This is a genomic window from Marinomonas sp. ef1 (assembly GCF_002806845.1).
GTDB lineage: Bacteria > Pseudomonadota > Gammaproteobacteria > Pseudomonadales > Marinomonadaceae > Marinomonas > Marinomonas polaris.
The window spans coordinates 291,507-310,119 of the sequence record NZ_NHTT01000005.1; the positions used below are offsets into that span (position 1 = coordinate 291,507).

Annotated in this window: 14 protein-coding genes and 3 tRNA genes; 4 read left to right on the forward strand and 13 right to left on the reverse strand. The window is 44.1% G+C overall.

The window, feature by feature from the left end; genetic code table 11:
- Positions 1–18: 18 nt before the first annotated feature.
- A complete protein-coding gene (locus CCS02_RS09305) occupies positions 19–807 on the reverse strand; it encodes a HesA/MoeB/ThiF family protein (RefSeq protein WP_100187039.1) in 789 nt (262 codons plus the stop codon).
- Positions 808–894: 87 nt separating this feature from the next.
- On the opposite strand from CCS02_RS09305, the gene CCS02_RS09310 reads away from it, so the two are divergent.
- A complete protein-coding gene (locus CCS02_RS09310) occupies positions 895–2,193 on the forward strand; it encodes an inosine/guanosine kinase (RefSeq protein WP_100187040.1) in 1,299 nt (432 codons plus the stop codon).
- A gap of 115 nt (positions 2,194–2,308) precedes the next feature.
- Here the strand turns inward: CCS02_RS09310 and CCS02_RS09315 are convergent, their stop codons facing one another.
- From CCS02_RS09315 to CCS02_RS09360, 10 genes are all read right to left on the reverse strand, one after another.
- Positions 2,309–2,818 carry a chemotaxis protein CheW gene (locus tag CCS02_RS09315; protein WP_012070905.1) on the reverse strand — a complete coding sequence of 170 codons (510 nt, stop codon included), beginning with the start codon at positions 2,816–2,818 and terminating at the stop codon, positions 2,309–2,311.
- A gap of 105 nt (positions 2,819–2,923) precedes the next feature.
- A complete protein-coding gene (locus tag CCS02_RS09320) occupies positions 2,924–3,793 on the reverse strand; it encodes a Tim44 domain-containing protein (RefSeq protein ID WP_072841198.1) in 870 nt (289 codons plus the stop codon).
- An 11-nt stretch (positions 3,794–3,804) separates the two neighbouring features.
- Complete coding sequence (locus tag CCS02_RS09325; protein WP_072841197.1) at positions 3,805–4,812, reverse strand: tryptophan--tRNA ligase; 1,008 nt, start codon at positions 4,810–4,812, stop codon at positions 3,805–3,807.
- A gap of 177 nt (positions 4,813–4,989) precedes the next feature.
- A complete protein-coding gene (gene recD / locus CCS02_RS09330; protein ID WP_100636394.1) occupies positions 4,990–6,924 on the reverse strand; it encodes an exodeoxyribonuclease V subunit alpha in 1,935 nt (644 codons plus the stop codon).
- Positions 6,911–10,669, reverse strand: coding sequence for an exodeoxyribonuclease V subunit beta (gene recB, locus CCS02_RS09335; RefSeq protein WP_100636395.1), 3,759 nt, complete (start codon positions 10,667–10,669; stop codon positions 6,911–6,913). Before recB ends, recD begins: the two co-directional genes overlap by 14 nt.
- Positions 10,666–14,079: an exodeoxyribonuclease V subunit gamma gene (gene recC, locus CCS02_RS09340; protein WP_100636396.1), complete on the reverse strand. Its 3,414-nt coding sequence runs from the start codon at positions 14,077–14,079 to the stop codon at positions 10,666–10,668. The genes recB and recC overlap by 4 nt, the downstream gene beginning before the upstream one ends.
- Before the next feature lie 274 nt (positions 14,080–14,353).
- Positions 14,354–14,656: a type II toxin-antitoxin system RelE/ParE family toxin gene (locus CCS02_RS09345; RefSeq protein ID WP_100636397.1), complete on the reverse strand. Its 303-nt coding sequence runs from the start codon at positions 14,654–14,656 to the stop codon at positions 14,354–14,356.
- A complete protein-coding gene (locus tag CCS02_RS09350) occupies positions 14,656–14,889 on the reverse strand; it encodes a type II toxin-antitoxin system ParD family antitoxin (RefSeq protein WP_072841193.1) in 234 nt (77 codons plus the stop codon). Before CCS02_RS09350 ends, CCS02_RS09345 begins: the two co-directional genes overlap by 1 nt.
- Positions 14,890–15,130: 241 nt before the next feature.
- Positions 15,131–15,206, reverse strand: a tRNA-Ala gene (locus CCS02_RS09355).
- Between the two features lie 74 nt (positions 15,207–15,280).
- Positions 15,281–15,356 (reverse strand) — tRNA-Ala (locus CCS02_RS09360).
- Positions 15,357–15,546: 190 nt separating this feature from the next.
- On the opposite strand from CCS02_RS09360, the gene CCS02_RS09365 reads away from it, so the two are divergent.
- Together CCS02_RS09365 and CCS02_RS09370 are read left to right on the forward strand one after the other, a co-directional pair.
- Positions 15,547–16,773 (forward strand): EAL and HDOD domain-containing protein, encoded by a 1,227-nt coding sequence (locus tag CCS02_RS09365; RefSeq protein ID WP_072841192.1) that lies wholly within the window; start codon positions 15,547–15,549, stop codon positions 16,771–16,773.
- A 75-nt stretch (positions 16,774–16,848) separates the two neighbouring features.
- Positions 16,849–16,933: transfer RNA gene (locus tag CCS02_RS09370), tRNA-Leu, on the forward strand.
- Between the two features lie 180 nt (positions 16,934–17,113).
- On the opposite strand, the gene CCS02_RS09375 is transcribed toward CCS02_RS09370, so the two are convergent.
- Both CCS02_RS09375 and CCS02_RS09380 read right to left on the reverse strand, forming a co-directional pair.
- A complete protein-coding gene (locus CCS02_RS09375; RefSeq protein WP_072841191.1) occupies positions 17,114–17,545 on the reverse strand; it encodes an acyl-CoA thioesterase in 432 nt (143 codons plus the stop codon).
- Positions 17,546–17,672: 127 nt separating this feature from the next.
- Positions 17,673–18,110 carry a hypothetical protein gene (locus CCS02_RS09380; protein WP_100636398.1) on the reverse strand — a complete coding sequence of 146 codons (438 nt, stop codon included), beginning with the start codon at positions 18,108–18,110 and terminating at the stop codon, positions 17,673–17,675.
- Between the two features lie 195 nt (positions 18,111–18,305).
- Between CCS02_RS09380 and CCS02_RS09385 the strand changes: the two genes are divergently transcribed.
- The gene (locus CCS02_RS09385) at positions 18,306–18,503 is read left to right on the forward strand and encodes a CPXCG motif-containing cysteine-rich protein (RefSeq protein ID WP_072841189.1); all 198 of its coding nucleotides are present in this window, start codon (positions 18,306–18,308) and stop codon (positions 18,501–18,503) included.
- Positions 18,504–18,613 lie beyond the last annotated feature (110 nt).

Here is an 18,613-nt window from a genome sequence, read left to right on the forward strand (position 1 = left end):
TACTAAAATAGGGACTATCTATGAGTTTTCAAGCGTAGGGCTAATTTTAACCATCACACCAGCTTCCTGCGAACAAGCCAAACACTCTGGATCTTGAGTTAAACGCATCTCACGCCACTCCCCTTCAAAACCATCGAACAGCCTTAATACACCATGTTTGACCTTTCCGCAGCCACTTGCCAGCTTTAAGGCTTCAAGTGCCTGATAGACGCCTAACAAGCCAACAACAGGTGCGACAATTCCACTCTCATTACAACTTAACTGCTGATCCGACAAAGACGGATATAAACATTCGTAACAAGGTGCTGAGTGCTGATGATATAAAAAGCTCACCAACTGCCCTTCCCAACGAATTGCTGCCGCACTAACTAATGGTTTTTTTAATGACAAACAAGCTCGGTTGATGGCTTGTCTAGCAGTAAAGTTGTCGGTACAGTCCAACACCACATCCGCTTGCTCTACGGCGTTTAATAGAGAATCGCCGGATAATTTTTGCGCGATAACCTCCACTTTGACAGCTTGATTTTTAAGAGCGATTTGTTTCGCCGCTGCATCAACCTTGTTTAAACCAATCTGACTTTCATCATAAAGCACTTGGCGAGGCAAATTACTGCTTTCTAATTGATCGCCGTCAGCCAAAATCAAATAGCCAACTCCGGAAGTTGCCAAATACGTGGCAGCAATATTTCCCAATCCACCCAAGCCAATGACCAAGACTTTCGCTTGAGCAAGGTTGAGTTGCCCTTGAATATCAAAATTGGTTAATAATAACTGACGACTATAACGATCTAACTCTGATTCGTTCATTTTCACCTTACTTTCTTACAACTCATCCTGCCCGACCGGTCAATTCTTTGCTAAACTCGCTTAATTATTTTACCCACGAGCACCAATATGAAGTTTCCCGGCAGACGCAAACTTAAACATTACTTTCCTGTTTCACAACCAAAGCCCGTTTTGCCGACATCGGAAGTTCGACCCGATAAAGACACCTACATTGTTGGTTTGGATGAAACTATTGTCGACGTAGTCGCTAATGTCTCTGATCAATTTTTAGAGACCTTTAAAATCCAAAAAGGCTTATCTAATCTTGTAGATGCTGATACAGCCTCCGCTATTTACAGCGAATTAACAGCACAAAATAGTATCTCTGATCATTTTGCCGGTGGCACCATTGGCAACACCATTCATAACTATTCTGTATTAGCCGATGACAAATCTGTACTACTTGGTGTTATGTCAGCCAACATCACTTTAGGGTCACCAGCTTACCATTATATCTGCCATACCAGCAGCAAAGTCGATATGAATCACTTACAAGGCGTACCTGGTGATATTGGCCGAGGTATTACCTTGATCACACCGGATGGTGAACGCACTTTTGCTATCGCCCCCGGTGACATGGATGAACTAGACGTCGATCACATACCCGAACATATCATCGCAGGAAGTGCAGCATTGGTAACATGCGCCTATCCATTGCGCCACCAAGGCAAACCGATTAAACAAGCTATGTTAAAAGCCTTGGAATACGCTCGCCTGCACCATGTTCCAACCGTATTAACATTAGGCACCAAGCACCTTGTAGAAGATAATCGCGAAGAGTTACTCGAACTGATTAAAAAATACGTCAACGTACTAGCGATGAATGAACTAGAAGCCGAAGCATTAACGGGCTTCTCAGATCCATTACAAGCCGCCAGTGCAATTCTAGACCATGTAGACATTGTGCTGCTTACCGCTGGCCCTGATGGCATGTATTTATGCGGACATACTGATGATGAACTAAGACGTGAAACCACACACCCAATAAAATCTGGTAGTTTGGCAGATTTTAACCGCTGGGAATTTAGTCGCCCAATGTTGCGCAAAGCGTGCAAACAACCGGTGAAAGTTTTTTCTCATATAGACCCGTATATGGGTGGTCCAGAGAAAATCCGCAACACCAATGGCGCTGGTGATGGCGCGCTATCGGCTTTACTGCATGATATTTCTGCCAATCATTTTCACAAAGAAGTTATTCCAAATTCCAGCAAACACTTAGCGCCATTTCTAGCCTATTCTTCTTTCGCACAGATCTGCAAATATTCAAACCGCGTGAGTTATGAAATACTCGCCCAAAACGCGTCTCGTTTATCCAGAGGGTTACCGGAACGAGAAGACAGCTTAGAGGAAGCTTATTGGGAAAGATAAGCTTCAAGACCACTGCCTATAAAATATAATTTTAGGCATAAAAAAACCATGCTCGGCGGCATGGTTTTTTCTATATTCACTCAATAAAAGAGCAGCTCAAAAAGAATCTGTTGGTTTAATTCATCGCTTCGATGCCAAGTGCATCATTGCGTTCAAACATACGGTTAAGCTCAAGTAAAATAACCAACTCTTCTTCTTTCTGATAAACACCTTGAATGAACTTCAATGCTTCATCATTACCAACGCTAGGACTTTGCTCAATCTCACCCTGGTATAAATAGAATACTTCTTGGACTGCATCAACAAGCAAACCAACTTGCTCGCCATCGTGTTCGATAATAATGATCCGAGTATCATCAGTAATAGTGCACTCTGGCAAACTAAAACGTACTCGAGTATCCACTACCGTCACGACATTACCACGTAAATTAACAATGCCTAATACATAAGAAGGCGCACCTGGAACTGGGGCGATTTCACTATACCGTAGCACTTCTTTAATCTGCATGACGTTAATACCATAGGTCTCGTCAATCAGCTTAAAAGTTAGATACTGTAACAACTCGCCTTTTTTCGATTCAGATAAGGCTTTCCCATTTTCTTTAATAGGCGCTAATTCAGACATGGCTCACATCCATATTCAGTTTAATAAGAGTAATGTAGAACTCATCACAAGCTTTGTCTAGTTTAAACAAATCATGATGAGTCTACGAGCAAAGTTAAGTAACAATTAGTTGTCTTGTTGTATCCCAACTATTGTCCAATTTCCATTTGCATCAGACATATTCTTTTCCAAATGCCAAATTTCATTTGTATCGGAAGTCTGATCACCTTCTTTGATCCAGCCTGAAAACTGCAAAGAGATAGAAGCTATTGAACCAATATATTCACCACGAACAAGCTCAGCCATCAAAGAGATAACTTCGGTACGCGGTTTGTTATCACCATGAGTCGCACGTTCTGCAACCAAAAGGTTGTAAAGCTCAGGGCTAACATAATCAAGAATTTCATCAAAATTATTGTCATCCCACGCTTTTTGCAGCGTGATGTAATGATTTTTTGCTTCGGCAACAAACGCCTGCTCATTAAATCCTGGTGGAAGCTTAATCTCTGGTTGTGCACCAAAGCCACTTATTCCAGACATTGGAGAAGGCTGAACATTATCGCGAGTTGAGTTTGGCACTTCGCGGAACATACCATTCGTACCTGCACCACTGGCTTGAGCCTGAGCAGCACGGCGTTTTGGTGCGATAAAGAACTTGTAGATCAAGAAACCGATCACAGCAAATAGCAAAATATCACCGAAAGAAATGCCATCAAAAGCACCACTTCCTAGCAAGGCAGCAAAAATACCACCAGCTAACAAACCACCTAACAAACCGCCGCCTAAACCACCCAAAAATCCAGGTTTTTTAGCGCCAGCTGCAGCGTTCGTCGTACTGCTTGTATTAGCTGCAGTGCTTTTAGGTTTAGAAACAGAAAAGCTTTTACCAAAACTTTTACCACCACCAAACTTTTTAGCCTGAACATCCGCACTATAACCGCCAGCGCCGATTGCCAAAACAAACGCCATTAACATGGCAAATACTGTTGTTTTCACAAAACTCTCCTTTATTTAAAGTTGACCAAACCAACGGCATTGCGTAAGTCTGAAATCATTCCACGTGCACGAGCTCGCGCTTTCTCTGCCCCTGCTTGTAACACTTCTTCTACATGAGCAGGATTGGCAATTAACTCAAGGTACTTTTCACGCGGCTCAGATAGTTGACCATTAACCAAAGTAAAAAGTTCCTTCTTCGCTTCGCCCCATGCAATACCTTCTGCATAATTCTGACGCATTTGTGCTGTTTGCTCAGGTGTTGCGAACGCTTTATAAATATCAAACACGGTAGAGTCTTCAGGGTCTTTAGCTTCACCTGGCTCTAACAAATTTGTTTTAATTTTATTGATACCTTTTTGTAGCTTTTTCTCAGTATCAAATAATGGAATCGTATTATTGTAGCTCTTACTCATCTTACGACCGTCTAGGCCTTTAAGTATTGAACCCTCTTCGCCAACAACGGCTTCAGGTAATACAAAATGCTCACCAAATAAATGATTAAAACGACCTGCAATGTCTCGCGCCATTTCTATATGCTGTATTTGGTCACGACCAACAGGCACTTTATGCGCGTTAAACGCCAAAATATCTGCAGCCATCAACACTGGATAGCAGAACAAGCCCATGGTAATACCAAAATCTGGGTCTTGGCCGTTCGCAAGATTTTCATCGACAGCGCCTTTATAAGCATGCGCGCGGTTCATCAAACCTTTAGCGGTCACACAAGTCAGTAGCCAATTCAATTCGGCAATTTCAGGAATATCAGACTGACGGTAAAAAGTTGCTTTATCAGTATCTAAGCCACACGCTAGCCAGGTCGCCGCGATTTCTAAACGAGACTGTTTCACGCGCTCTGGATCCTGACATTTGATCAACGCATGATAGTCTGCAAGGAAGAAGTAAGATTCCGTGTTTTCTTGACGGCTCGCTTCGATCGCAGGACGAATTGCACCCACATAGTTGCCTAGGTGTGGAGTGCCTGTGGTGGTAACACCGGTTAAAACAATTTCTTTTGCCATTGTTGCTACTCTTTCCTACTTTACATAATGTCGAAATTTTAAATTTTTACAGTGTTGAAATGCCGCTTACCCTAACATAAAAAAATCACATCAAGAATCGCGTAACAAGATTATTTAGCTTGAGCTTTTATTCGCTTTTTAAAGGTTTTAAGAATAATGGAGTCGAATACCTCAATATCAATGCCAAAGCTCGCCAATAAGTCCAGAATAACGCTGAATACGAGTAGTGGTCGCTGCCCGAATCAATCCGCCTGATCCCCACAAAGCAAACACCTTCTTTGCACGAGTGATGCCCGTATAAAGCAATTCTTTAGTTAACACTGGGGAAGGTGTCATAGGCAATAACAAGGCAACCTGATCGAATTCAGAGCCTTGGGATTTATGTACCGTCATCGCAAAGACCACTTCAAACTCACTCAAACGACTCGGTAACAAGCCGGTAAAGGAGCCATCCGGCTGCATAAACCACACGCGAAGACGCTGAAACTCATCTGGCATACAAAGGCCAATATCACCGTTAAACAAGCCCAATGCTGCATCATTTCGGGTTAGCATTACGGCTTTTCCGGGATACCAAACATGGGGGTCTTTTACTCGTCCTCGCTGATAAAAATACTGTTCCAGCTGGGCATTCACCTTCTCGACACCAAACTCACCTTGGCGAACCGCTGTCAAAATTTGATAACGTGAAAACACTTCGTACAACTTGGCAATATCTAGATTCTGACGCACCGCTTCCCAATAATCGTCATAACCTTTAGCCAATGTCGCGATATCGGCTTTGGTTTGCCCTTCTTCTGGTGCTCGCCACTCAACATCAGCGTAATTAGACTGCAGACAACGCAAAACAGCCTGACTGTCGCCTGCGTTCATGGCTTTTGCCAAGTGTCCGATGCCACTATTAGCGTCAAAGCGATAACTGGTGCGTAACAAAGTAAGCGCTCGGCTAATTGGCGGAGCCGATGGATTACCAAACGGAGCAAGATTTTCCCCAGTAAGATTACCAAGGCGTTCAGCCCATTCTGGTTGGAAGTAAACCTCTTCGATGCCATAGGAAAAATCTCCTAACACACTGCCCGCTTCTACCGAGGCAAGCTGGTCTTTGTCTCCAAGTAAGATCAATCGCGCATGGGTTGGCATCGCATCGATCAATTTCGCCATCATTGGCAAATCCACCATGGACACTTCGTCCACCAGCAACACATCCAAATGCAGAGGGTTTTCTTTATTGTGCTTAAAACGGCTGCGTCCAAATTCGCTGCCTAATAAACGATGCAAGGTACTGGCTTGTTCTGGAATAGCAAGTTTAACCTCATCACTTAATGGCAAATCTGCTTTGGCTTTTGAAATAGACTCTGTCAAACGTGCTGCAGCCTTACCTGTTGGTGCAGCCAACTCAATACGCAACAACTTACCTTCAGCAAGCGACTGAGCCACCAGCAACGCCAACAAGCGTGTCACAGTTGTTGTCTTTCCAGTTCCGGGGCCACCGCTAATAACAGAGAAAGGCAAACTAGCCGCATTGGCAACCGCCACTTTTTGCCAATCTACAACGTCCGCTTTGTTAGGAAAAAGTTGCGCTAATAAACCCGCATTCACAGTAAAAGGCGCAACAGAAAATTGCCCTTTGAGATAGTTAAGTACCTGTTGCTCATATTGGAAATAACGATACAAATACAAACGCGTGCCTGCCAATACCATCGGACGTTCAGTGACACTCTCTGCTAACGAAACCAAACGACTCGCCTGCAATGCTTCACACCAAGCAGCAACACTATTCACGCCGCTACTTCCTAACGCCGTTCGTAACTCGTCTAGGTCAATGCCTTCTGGCGGCATTTGCCAAATGGCCGCCAGATCAATACAAATATGACCTGCACCAAGATAAGCGCTGCACAAAGCACCGGCGATATGAACAGCATTATTACCTTGGTCTGGATTGCCTTCGTTGGCGTGTTGAGCCAATTGTTCAATCCACTGACAATCAATCGCTCGCAATATGCCTTTGGCCTGCCAATCCAACAAACTGAATGATGTTACTACCTGAGAATTTTCCTCAAGCGTTTTTTCATTAAGAGAGTCAAGCAAACCTAGCTGGTTAGAAAAGTCCATATTGCACGGCTCCTTCATTTGATGAGTCATTCTGCGCTTTATCTAAGTTGTCGCCGCTAAACAAGGCATCCAGTGCATTAACATGCTCAAGTGTTAAACGACTTTGGAAAATACCCGTTTGCTGTTCTGGCTGCATACCGCGGAGGAATAAATACACCACGCCGCCAACATGTTTGTCGTAATCATAATTTGGCAAACGCTGCTTCAATAAGCGATGCAGAGCCAAGGTATAAAGTTGATATTGCAAGTCGTATCTGTGCTCGGCGATGGCATGAACCAGCTTGTCTGGCTCGTAATCGGCAAAGTCGTCACCCAAATAATTAGACTTATAATCCAACACGTAATAACGACCTTGATATTCGAACAGTAAATCGATAAAACCTTTTAACATGCCTTTTAAGGGGCGATCCTGAATCATCGGTGCGACTCGCGACACGTCATCGTACTCACGAGAAATCCGATCCAGCTGCAAGGCGTTCATGCCAGTCACAGGAATAAAAAACTCCATTTCTTTGCGACAGGCCGATGGCGCCAAACTCCCCAGACTCATTCCCGCAATTAACTCGGTATTAACGATATCGGGCAGCCATTCGCTCAATACATCTTGCCATTCATCAAAACCCTGACGTTCGTAAAAATCAGCCATCAGCTTATGGTGACTGGTTTTTAATAAGTCTTTAAAGCTCGGATTAGCTGACACATCATGCAATGCTTTACCTTCCAGCGTGTCATGCAAGAACGTTCCAGGCTTTGCGCCTTTGGGAAAGGTAAAACGATTCTTTTCCGGTTCCTTTTGCTGTAGCTCCAATGGCGACTCAGGCACTTCCATATTGTCCAGCAAAGGATCGACGAAACGCGTCATTTCATCCAAACCGGGTACACTTTCATCGTGATACTCTTTATCTTCCACCACCAGCGAGGAATAACTGCCGACCCACCAATCTCGTTCCACACGTCCGGTAAAGTCTCGTGCATGAGGTTCGATCAATTCGTCCTGCACCTTATTAAAAGCCGCCATTTTGAATCGTGGTAAACGCTGTGGTTCTTCAGGCAAATCCAATAACTGCATTTGACCATCTTGATAACGCTCACAAAGGCGTTTAATACTTGGATACAAATCGCCAGCCTCAAGCGACTCGCCTTCACCAATCAAAGCACCAACACCACTAAGATGAACATCCGATACGGCGCCACGCGTCTTATTAGACTTTTTGCCCACTTCCATTGAACCAATAAAACACGCCTCTTTGGAACGAGTTAACGCCACATAAGCCAAACGAATTTCCGCCGCGTACAGTTCCTCTTTGTGCAACTCGGTTTGCGCTTCATCAGGATCAATAGCGATCCACAATTGCTGCTGAGCATCGTGATACAAAGCGGAACTGTCCTGATCGCGATACGGCGTAAGCGCGAAAGGCAAATAGACTATTGGATATTCCAAGCCCTTACTTTTATGAATGGTGACGATTCGAACCAGTTCCGCGTCGGTTTCAAGGCGAATCTTTTGCTCGTCACTGTTGCCGTTTGGATTTTGAATCGCCAATCTGAGATAACGTAAAACACCTTCTTTAGAGTCCAACTCAAGAGACTTCTGCTGGAGCTTTTCGGTCAAATGCAAAAAATCAGTTAAGCGACGTTCGCCACCAGTATGACTGAGCATATTCGCCGCCAAGGCAACGTCCTGCATAAACTCGCGCAACATAGGCAACAAGCCTTGCTTGTCCCAGAGCTCTAAATAATCTCGGAACGCTTGTCCCCATTTCTCATACACCACGTCGTCGTGATTTAACGTGTCCAAGTCTTCCAATGACCAATCAACCAGGCTGGTTGCCAACGCCGAACGCAGTTTGCTTTCTTGCCCATTGGATAAAATCGCCGTCAGCACGATCAATAATTCTCGCGCTTCGACGGTTTCGAACACGGAACCTTTATCGCTCAAATACACACTGGCGATGCCACGCTGGCGCAATGCATCTTTCAAGGCATTGGCCTGGCTAAAGTTGGTTACCAATAAGGCAACATCTTTTGGTCGCACGCCTTTGCCATCAATGAGAGCTTCGCCTTGCTGTCCTTCCAACAACAACTCATGAAGATGCGCTGCGCACGACTCCGCCATAGTTTGACGATATTCTTTGACAGAAACTGGCTCGTCACTGCGTTGATACAAAAATTGCAACGCGGCTTGCGTTTGACCTTGTCGAGAAAAACCACCTACAACGCCCCGATCTTGCACTTCAACAAAGGGAATCCCGGTGACGCGAAAGGGTTCAGCTTGCGTAGTAAAAAGTCCATTCACCGACTGGATCATTGCCGCAGAAGAACGATAATTGGTTGCCAAAGAATACACACTGTCGACACGTTTCTTTGCTGCCAAATAGGTGTAAATGTCCGCGCCACGAAAGGCATAAATTGCCTGTTTTGGATCACCAATCATGATCAAACCAAGCGTATTTTGATCCACTTGCGCTGGCGCATAAATGGTGGAGAAAATTCGATATTGCACCGCATCTGTGTCTTGGAATTCGTCGATCAGAGCAATGGGATAAAGGTGACGAATACGTTCGGCTAATTTGCCCGCTTCGTCTTTCGTTAACGCCACATCGAGAGAGGTTAGCAAATCGGTAAAGGTCAGCGATTGCGTACTGCGCTTCCAGCGTTTCATGCGTTCTTGCGTTTGCTGCCAAAGCTGAGTTAGCAATACGGCTTTTAATCGCCCTGCATCAGGAAAGCTTTCACGCAGCGCTTGCACCAAGCCAAAGAATTCGTGAGCCGGCAGGTCGCCACCTTTGCTCAATCGGCTGGCGTGCTCATTGGTATCAAATTTCTCGAGACTTTTGTCTAGTTCAAAACGCGTCGAGTTCGCCCATTGCGTGATGGCTTGAATGTCTTTCGACGGATCTTTACGCCAAAAGGTACGTTTAATACCGCTGCGCTCAAGGGCGTCAATGATGTCTTGCGATTGATCAAGCCACATAGCACGAACCGTTGCCATGGTTTGTTGAGCCTGACTTAACGCGCTTTCCCAATCGTAATCAGGTACAGCAATTTTGGCGTCAGGCTGGTTATTCAATAAATATAAGTCTTTCAGCAAAGCATCTGGGTTCGACCAAATAGGTTGAATCAAAGCGGCCTTGGTGTCGTCCATCGGATAAAACACACTGCGCCAAACGTCTTTCACCGCCATAGACAATGGCGCGAGCTCGTCGGTCTCAATGGTTTGTTGAAATAGCATGCGACTTTCAAAGGCGTTCTGGCTCAACATGCGCTGACAAAAACCATGAATGGTAAATACTGCAGCTTCGTCCATTTGCTTTTCGGCATACAGTAGCTTTTCAATGGCGCCAGCGCGTTGTTCGTCTGACATTTGCGCTAGCCAATCAGCCAGAAACACATCACTACTTTCGCCTTGCAACAAGGCTTTTCGCGCTGTCCGTATGCGTCCACGAATCCGCGCTTTTAGCTCGGCGGTAGCGACTTCGGTAAAGGTCACCACCAAGATTTGATCCACTGTCAGCGGTTTATCTAAATCTCCGTTATTTCCAGATAAAGACTGCCCAGTCGGCACCAGCAAGCGCAAATACAAGTTGGCTATCGTGTAGGTTTTCCCTGTGCCCGCGCTGGCTTCAATTAAGCGTTTGCCAAATAATGGAAAGGTTAAGGCATCGAGCGGCTCAGGTATCATATTTAAGGTTTCTGCATTGGCTGAAGACTCATTAGCAAAAGCTAGGTCGTTAGAAAGACTCATTCCATCACCTCCAAATGACGATGCATGGGCAACCAAATTTGCTCACACAAGGCGACAAACTGCGCTTTTTGGCGATTTAAATCAGGGAAATAACGCTGCCAATAAGCATCGTCCACTTCACTGCGAGTAAAGGCGCTGCTGTTGTCTTGATACAGTTTCAACGCCTGCTCCCAAGCGATATCCGCGTCTTCTTGCGTTTTACTCGAACAATAGCTTTTGCACCATGCATCGGCGCTTTTGGCTGGCAAAGCAATCGGCTGACATAAGCCTTGCTGCAACAAAGCCAGCATATTATTCAAATGTTCTTGGGCATCGTTTGGCGGAATGATAATAAAACTGTGCTGAAGCAACTTGCCGGTTTTGGTCAGATTAATAAGATGATGCTGTTTTGGCGTTCCTTGGGCGCATAAGGCCAAATGCTCGATCCACGCCTGCATTTTTTGATGAGCGGATAAATCACCGATGCGATAAGACAAACGCGTGGTCGCCGTCGGTAAATCCAACCACGCTTGCAGTACAATACTGCCAAGCGCCAAATTGACTTCAATCGGTTCACACTCTTCCAACGCATAACCTTGCAATACAGACAACAACTGACGGCATTGTCCACGGCTCTGCTGCAAAGACAAACGCCCTAACGCGCCATAAGGCAATGCGCCCATCAAAGACAAACGCTCGACGAATTGATCTTCATCGCCTTTTAGCATGGCTTGCAGCAAGCCTTCGCGTAATTGATAGCCCGTTAAACCATCCAAAGCGAACGGCTCGTCTTCTTTTTCTTCCTCTTCTTGCAGGCTCAAATAGGCTTTTAATCGACGCTGAGTAAAGTAACGCGTCGGATGCCCAATAAAGCGCGACAGCTCATCAAGGGCAAGATCTAACCTTGGTTGCTCTAAGCCATCGAGTGGTGAGAACTCATGGTATTCGTCGTCCACAGGAACACTTAGCAAGGCTGGCAGCCATTGCTCGTCATAACTGTATAAGCGTTTATCAAACTGAGTAGTAGATTCTTGCAACGTGCCCTGTTCTTGAAAACCGCTTTGAGGTTGAAAGTAATAAGCCGCGTTGAAAGGCTGCAACGGATGCTCGACAATCAGTCGTTCTAGTAAAGCTTTCTGCGCTTCGTCTGGCGCTAATGCTTGATCGCCTTCAAACACACAACTCTGGCCGATGTATTCCAACAACTCGCTTACTAAGATCGACGGATTCTTTTCGCTGTTGTCTTGAATGCTGCGACCGACATAACTGATATAGAAACAATCTCGGGCTGACATTAAGGCTTCAAGGAACAAGTATTTATCGTCTTCACGTCGGCTTCGGTCGCCGCTGCGATATTGTCCGACCATCAGGTCAAAACCCATCGGTGCAACGCTACGTGGATAATCGCCCTCGTTTAAACCCAACACACAAATAACTTTAAAAGGCACCGAGCGCATTGGCATCAAGGTACAAAAGTTCACTCGTCCCGCTAGGAATCGTTGACCACCTTGGGATTCTTGCAATAACGGCGACAGCAACTGACGTAACACTTGCTGATCCAATGGTGCATCAAAATGCGCTTGCTGCCATTGCAGCGTTAACGCGTCTAGCTGCTTACTCAACAAGGCAGGAAACGCATCGTCTTCGTCGACCAAAAAAAATCGTTCCGCCAAATAATACAAGGTTGAAATCCATTCTTTCGGGGCGAGAGATTCCATCAATTTCGCTTGAGTATCATTAATGGCGACCAAAAACTCAGCGAGTTTACCGGCCACAGACGCTTCTAAACCTTCCACATCGCCGTAACTTAACGTGCCTTCCCAAATATGGTCATGTCCCATGGCGTAACCCAATAACATGCGGCGCACGCCATTCAGCCAAGTATGAGACTCTTGCATCGGTAAATCGTGCTGTTGAGCGGTTTTGCCATCCAACCCCCAGCGAATACCCACTTCTGTTGACCACTGGCGAATACGTTCTAATTCATCGGCGGTTAACTCAAAACGCGCCAACACGGCGGGAACTTCTAATACGCTGATCAATTCTGACAAGGTAAAACGGCTTTCACCCAAACCAAGCAAATACAAATAGGCATCAACAATTGGGTTTTCCATGCCACCAGATTGGTCGATCAAAGCAAATGGAATGTGTTTTCTGCCCTGTGCGCCACCTTTAATATTACCGAAGACGGCTTTAACAAACGGGCTGTAGGTGTTTACGTCGGGCAACATGACGATAACGTCTTTTGGCGTCAAGCTCGGATCGCTCTCGAACATTTGCAAAAGTTGGTCGTGTAACACTTCCACTTCCCGCAATGGACTATGACAGAGGTGTACACGAATACTTTGATCATCAACAGCAATGGGATGTCGATAATCGGCATTGGCGATGCTGGCGTCTCTTTCTTGTTTAGAGCCGTGATTTTCTAAAGTCAGTACATCTTGCTGAATCCATTGCAACAAGCCACTTGAATGCTCACTCAGATAGTCTTCAAAGACTTCTAACTCGTTGTCAGCCATCTCTTGCAGCTGAGCAATATAATCTCGACCTAAGCGCCCCCAGCTTGCCAACAGAGGATTAGCATCAAGATGCAAGGTATCGGTACTCAATCCAGGCTTTAGGGTTTGGCGTTTTATCTCACGACCTAAGTAATGTTTATCAACCACATCACCCCAATAAAAACGACAAGGATTCTGTAAAAACAAGTGCACATCAATCCAGCCAGAAGCGGCCAATACACGAAGAGATTCGAGAGTATTTGGCGGCAAGGAAGACACGCCAAAAATAAAGATTCGTTCAGGCACACCAATAGGTCGCATAGAGGATTGAGTCTTGTCATACAAGGCTTCAATAAGATTGCCGCGATGATAAAGCGACGTGCCCTGCTGGCTGACATCAGCGACCAGATCTCGCCACAAAATGGCTTGCCAAGGTTGCTGCTCAAAGATAGCTTTCAACTTGGGGTCTTGTGCTTCGCCACCTTCCCAAGATTTGATCCAATCAGGGCGATACACCAGATATTGGTCATAAATATCGGCAATGCTACTACATAACTGGAAGCGGCGGATTTGGGTATCGTCTTCTTCAAGATACCAACTCAACGCCTGAAATTCTGGGTCACCAAGACGAGAGTTCAGCAAACGCATTAAGCGCCATACTAAGAAAGGCTTGTTAAATTCACTTTGCGCCGGAATATCGTCTAGGCTTTGCGCAAAAGTTTGCCAAACAAAGGTAGAAGGCAAAGGAAACACCAAACCCGCAGCAATAGAATGAGACTCGGCCAGAAACATCTTCAGCCATTGCGCCATACCGGGGTTCTGCACCAAGATAGATTCATCATCAAACGGATTTTCTGGCGGTGAAATAGCCAAAATCTTCGCAAGCAACACGGCCAAATCCTCTAGACGGTTACTTGTGTAAAGTTGAAACATGCACGAATCCTAGGCTTCAGAAAAAGAATCAATAAAGTTAAAAGACAAAGTGAAATAAACCTCAACCAATAGTTTAAGCTGTCTTGTAATCAGCTTTTTAAGCTGGGAATAAGCCTAACCTTGGAAGCCGTAAAAAAGAAGAACTGAATGGTTTAAAAAGTACAGAGACGACAAATTAGGTGTTAGAAGTGACCAAAAAGAAGAATACTAATTTCTCCAAGCTTTAACACATTAAGATAAAGAGACTAAAGGATACTTTACTGAAAATTTCTATTCAAAAATGCCTAGGCAAATCACGGCTACCATGCAGAACGCGAACAACTCTTAAGCGATCATTGAGAATACGATAAAACACCACATGGGATTGGCTGACAAAGCTATAAAGCGCTTCACGGATTTCGGTACGTTCACGCCCGATATTGGGATTGTTACAGAGCTGGATAAAGCAGCGTTCTAGATATTTTAAATACTGAACCGCCTGATCGAGGCCAAACTCAATTTCTGTATAATCAAAAATGTCACTCAAGTCTTGTTCCGCTTCTGGAGACAGCTCATAGTTTGAAATAGAAGAAGCCATTAAGAGCGTCTTTCTTCCAGCTTGGAATTAATAATATCCTGCACTTTATTCGGGCTAGCTTCACCGTCCCAACCTTTGGCTATTTCTGCGCGTAGTTCTTCTATTATGCGATGACGGTAGATTTGATGCAGGCGCAATGCATCGCGCACCACTTCGCTGGCATTTTGAAAATCACCACCTTTTACTTGGGCAACAATGTAAGCTTCTTGTTTGTCGGTAAAACTGATATTCATACTATTAAACCTCATAACCTTCTCATTTAAAGCTACCACCCTATGTCTATATTTGTCAAATATAGACATTACCGCTAATATTTTGTCGCTGTTTAGTATTAGTAGCCCCAAAAATATAGATTTAATTATGAGCTGTATATCAGTAGAGATCTCGTGAAGGGCGATTTTTTAATTGTGATCAATGGCTAATGCCTAGCAAGATGCATTTATAACTTAAAAATAAAGCAGAAATGAAGGGAGTTGGTGGAGCTAAGCGGGATCGAACCGCTGACCTCTTGCATGCCATGCAAGCGCTCTCCCAGCTGAGCTATAGCCCCACAAAACGCTTAGCGTAAGTGGACAGAATGTCCTAGGAATGTTGTTTTCCAATTACTCATGAGTTAACGGTAATTGGTGGAGCTATGCGGGATCGAACCGCAGACCTCTTGCATGCCATGCAAGCGCTCTCCCAGCTGAGCTATAGCCCCAAAAACAGGCGTGAATTTTATGGGCGCTTCTACATGCTGTCAACCTTTTTGCAAAGCACTAGCAGAATATTTAAGTAGTAAAAACAACAAAACCTAACACGTAGAACATTGTTATGATCAACATACTTATGTTCTGATAGGCCTTTATTTTATCAATATTAAAAAAGCCTTATTAAATAAGAGAAGCTCAATGATCGAATTTCCAACGGTATTAGATGATCTAATGATGGCTCAGCAACCAATACTCAAAAAGACAAAAGAGATTTTTGGTTATGAACTTTTATTCCGTGGAAAAGATTCCTTGAACGCTAACATTGCAGATGGTGAAACTGCCACCAGCCAAGTATTAGTTAATTTATGCATTGGCATTACCAAGCTAGAATCCCAATTAAGAAAACCTTTTTTTATTAATATGACAACCGACCTTATGTTGTCAGATGCTTTTTTTCCCATTGATCCAGACACTGTCTATATCGAAATTCTCGAAAAGCAAAAGCTGACGCCGGAGTTTTTTGCTGCATTAAAAAAATGGCGTTCCGCTGGTTACCGATTTGCCCTAGACGATTATCAATTTGATATCGATTACCAAGCCCTTTTACCTTGGGTATCTATCGTGAAAATAGATGTTCTGGCGACACCACCAGAACAACATCTAGCACAAATAGCAGAACTTAAGTCTAGAGGCTTGATCTTACTCGCAGAAAAAGTCGAAGACTTAGCCATGTTTGAGCTATGCAAAAAACTCGGCTTCGATTTATTTCAAGGCTATTTTTTGCAGCGCCCCGAACTCATCAAGGGCAAAAGAATCGACTCAGCAATACATGGCGCCATTGAACTAGTTAATGCTTTGCAGAATAAAGACATTAGTATTGAAGCAATCGCGGACTTAGTGACCAAAAACCCTAAACTTTCTTATCAATTACTACGAATACTAAATAGTCCAATATGCGGAGTTTATAAAACCGTTGTATCTATCAAAGAAGCAGTCATCTTTTTGGGATTGGTACAATTAAAGAAATGGGCGTTACTCATCACCCTCACTTCATCAACAAACCAACCTAAAGCACTACTTAAAGTGCTATTGACTCGTGCACGCTGTTGTCAACTACTTGCCGAGAGCAAAAAATCGCCTCTCGCAGACTCTGCATTTATGGTTGGACTGATGTCTGGCATAGATGCAGTTTTCAATGTCGAAAAGACAGTCGCATTAGAACAAATTGCTCTAGATAAAAATGCCTTAGACGCCATTATGAACCAGACAGGGGAACTGGGATCTTACCTAACGCAAACATTAAGCTGTGAAGAGCAGGACTGGGATAATATTCATTCCTTGAGTCCTGCGGAAAGAACGATTCTAAATAGAGCATTTTTAGACGCTATGTTGTGGTCTGAAGAGGTCATGCAGTCGATTAATTAAATTAAATGTATTTTTTTTCGTTAAACGATTGACACCTATACAAAAAAATATAGAATGCGTTTCACCTTTTTCAAGGCCAGTGTGGTGGAATTGGTAGACACGACGGATTCAAAATCCGTTGCCTTCGGGTGTGGCGGTTCGAGTCCGCCTACTGGTACCAACAATAAAAAAGCGCTTACTTCGGTAAGCGCTTTTTTTTGCTCTCAACTTTTAGCCAACGGATTACATTTAGTCAATCAAGTACCTTCAATCAATTAAGGTAACTCATTCCGAACTAAACCAATGCTCACTAAAAATCTATTTTTAATAAGCACAGGCAAGTCGAGCAATGGGACGACGATCAATGATCGTCAAAACCATGCAATACATAATCTGGTAAATCTTCTTCTTTAGGTATTGGCGTCGATGATCCTGATTCATCAATCGCAACAAACTTAAACATACCTTCTGTTACTTTTTCGCGCTGACCAATACGGCCACGACGAACCCAGGCTTCCACTAGAATATTCATTGAAGTACGGCCAACCGACTCAACCCTAGTATAAACACCTAAAATATCACCGACTTTTACTGGTCGAATAAAACTCATACCATCCAAAGCAACCGTCACCACACGAGATTGAGCACGCTGACCCGCACATATACCAGCCGCGATGTCCATTTGCGATACAACCCAACCACCAAAAATATCGCCTGCTGGATTAGTATCTCCCGGCATAGCAACCGTCCTAGTCGTAAGACGACCTTTTGCCTTTTCTTCAAACTCTGACATAACTTTCTCTCAATCAATTTGCTCTGTTCACTAAGAGCAAGTGTATCTGTTTATATAGACTGAGAGTAACAACAAAATACTATCTCAAGCATTTAAAAAATTATAACAACACTTTTAAACAAGAGACTTATTTCACCGAGTCAGTCTCATAAAAAATAGCCGTTCCTTTCGCTTCTGTTGTCGGGAACGAGAAGCTCGAACCAATAGACGTTCCTATCCCGCCACCGCTACCAGCACTAATACCAACGCCGGTTCCTAAACGTCTAAAAGACAGCTGCGTGACTTCATCTAAAATCACCCCATTCGCGCCTATTTTAGCCGCCTGTTCTTTTAACTCTTTAGTGGCCTTCTCTTTTCTAGAATCTTCCGTGAAACCATTGTCACTAGATGCTCTCACTGTGCCAATCACTTTATAATCAAAGGCTGGCGCCTCTTCAAATATCGTCACTTGCTCCACTTCAAGTTCAGGCATTTGCTGCCCAGTCACAACATGCGACCCAGACGAACAACCAAACAACAAAGCAGGCAACGCTAAAACGGATAAATATTTAATAGAATTGATCATGACAGCACCTCACCTTAGAAGCTCAAATCATAACAGTGTTGCACAAAGAGCGTGAAAGCAGATCGATAAAAGTGTGGATTTTCAGGCAAAAGGTATACAAATAAGAGGATCAACCCGCAAGCTAGCAGACTAATTATCACCTATGATTAAATTATAGGTAATTTTGAAACGCTTAAAGTGAGATGAGAGGTGTAAATGAGCGAACTACTAGAAACAGACATTTCATGCCCTTACTGCGGCGAAAGCATCGAAGTCGTAATCGAAGTGCTAGATGAAAGCCAAGAATACATAGAAGATTGTCAAGTCTGCTGCCGCCCGATCACCTTCAACATCGACACCGCCTTTGATGGCTCAACCTCCGTTTCCGTTCACTCGGAAAATGAGACGTATTGATTGGCAGGAAAGTCACTGGTATTGAGGAGCAGTGACACAATGCCTAGGTTCAGTTCAGGAAAGGGTATATTAAGTTGTTTATATATCCTTTGTTACCATAAATAACTGAA

Excerpts from the sequence above, each read along its gene's own strand:
- recC (WP_100636396.1), bottom strand. The coding sequence starts at position 14,079 with ATGTTTCAACTTTACACAAGTAACCGTCTAGAGGATTTGGCCGTGTTG.
- CCS02_RS09375 (WP_072841191.1), bottom strand. The coding sequence starts at position 17,545 with ATGTCAGAGTTTGAAGAAAAGGCAAAAGGTCGTCTTACGACTAGGACG.
- CCS02_RS09315 (WP_012070905.1), bottom strand. The coding sequence starts at position 2,818 with ATGTCTGAATTAGCGCCTATTAAAGAAAATGGGAAAGCCTTATCTGAA.
- CCS02_RS09365 (WP_072841192.1), top strand. The coding sequence starts at position 15,547 with ATGATCGAATTTCCAACGGTATTAGATGATCTAATGATGGCTCAGCAA.
- CCS02_RS09350 (WP_072841193.1), bottom strand. The coding sequence starts at position 14,889 with ATGAATATCAGTTTTACCGACAAACAAGAAGCTTACATTGTTGCCCAA.
- CCS02_RS09385 (WP_072841189.1), top strand. The coding sequence starts at position 18,306 with ATGAGCGAACTACTAGAAACAGACATTTCATGCCCTTACTGCGGCGAA.
- recB (WP_100636395.1), bottom strand. The coding sequence starts at position 10,669 with ATGAGTCTTTCTAACGACCTAGCTTTTGCTAATGAGTCTTCAGCCAAT.
- CCS02_RS09380 (WP_100636398.1), bottom strand. The coding sequence starts at position 18,110 with ATGATCAATTCTATTAAATATTTATCCGTTTTAGCGTTGCCTGCTTTG.
- CCS02_RS09325 (WP_072841197.1), bottom strand. The coding sequence starts at position 4,812 with ATGGCAAAAGAAATTGTTTTAACCGGTGTTACCACCACAGGCACTCCA.
- CCS02_RS09345 (WP_100636397.1), bottom strand. The coding sequence starts at position 14,656 with ATGGCTTCTTCTATTTCAAACTATGAGCTGTCTCCAGAAGCGGAACAA.
- CCS02_RS09305 (WP_100187039.1), bottom strand. The coding sequence starts at position 807 with ATGAACGAATCAGAGTTAGATCGTTATAGTCGTCAGTTATTATTAACC.
- CCS02_RS09310 (WP_100187040.1), top strand. The coding sequence starts at position 895 with ATGAAGTTTCCCGGCAGACGCAAACTTAAACATTACTTTCCTGTTTCA.
- recD (WP_100636394.1), bottom strand. The coding sequence starts at position 6,924 with ATGGACTTTTCTAACCAGCTAGGTTTGCTTGACTCTCTTAATGAAAAA.